This is a genomic window from Bacillus cereus group sp. N11 (assembly GCF_016483605.1).
GTDB lineage: Bacteria > Bacillota > Bacilli > Bacillales > Bacillaceae_G > Bacillus_A > Bacillus_A toyonensis.
In genome coordinates this window covers 1-233 of sequence record NZ_JAEHBN010000117.1, presented here as the reverse complement: position 1 = coordinate 233, position 233 = coordinate 1, and the positions used below count along the sequence as shown (strand labels likewise).

Here is a 233-nt window from a genome sequence, read left to right as displayed (position 1 = left end):
TTTAAATATCGACTGGATTGAACAACCAGTTGTAGCGGATGAAATTGACGCAATGGCTCATATTAGTTCGAAAACAGACCATCCGCTTATGATTGATGAGGGATTAAAAAATTATCGTGAAATGCGCCAAATTATTAAATTAGACGCAGATGATAAAGTAAATATAAAACTAATGAAATGCGTCGGCATATATCCAGCAGTAAAGATCGCTCATCAAGCAGAAATGGCCGGCA

The 233-nt window shown here is 36.9% G+C and carries 1 protein-coding gene; it reads left to right on the top strand.

All coding sequences use genetic code 11. The features are described from left to right. Nucleotides 1-233: enolase C-terminal domain-like protein (locus JDS98_RS29935; RefSeq protein WP_274605757.1), on the top strand; the 233-nt coding region annotated here is incomplete at both ends.